Below are 594 nucleotides of genomic sequence, written 5' to 3'. Positions count from 1 at the left end.
ACAAACAGTAACCATTGGATGCGCAAGCATCCCAATTTACTAAAGGAATACATGCCTACTGCGGCCGAGGAAGTCTTCGTTAGTGACATTACATACGTAAAGTCAGCGCAAGGCGTGCATTACCTATCGTTAGTCACTGATGCTTACAGTCGAAAAATAATGGGTTATGAGCTGAGTGATGAAATGAAAGCAACCGATGTAGTCAGAGCATTAGAAATGACAATTAAGCAACGCGTATATAAACGTGATGCCATTCATCATTCAGATAGAGGTTTACAATATTGCTCTGAAGTATATCAAAATGCGCTATTAAAAGAGGGCATTAGACCATCGATGACCGATGGGTATGACTGTTATCAAAACGCATTAGCAGAGCGTATTAACGGGATATTAAAGCAAGAGTTTTTACTGTATAAATGTCGCAATATGGCAGAGTTAAAACAGCTCGTTGAAGAATCGATATTTATATACAATGAAATGCGACCGCACTTAAGTTTGGATATGAAAACACCAAATCAAGTGCATAAAAAAGACCTGGCGCTTTCGCACCAAGTCTTTCATTAAAACCGTCAACCTATTTCAGGACGGGACATA

General features: G+C 39.2%; 1 protein-coding gene. It reads left to right on the top strand.

Annotation, left to right across the window (positions count from 1 at the left end):
* The coding region (locus MTN96_RS36890) for an IS3 family transposase (protein ID WP_248534862.1) at positions 1 to 564 on the top strand (564 nt) is incomplete at its 5' end.
* Positions 565 to 594: the final 30 nt, after the last annotated feature.

This window comes from Pseudoalteromonas sp. 2CM28B (assembly GCF_023161935.1).
This window is presented reverse-complemented; position numbering and strand designations above follow the sequence as displayed.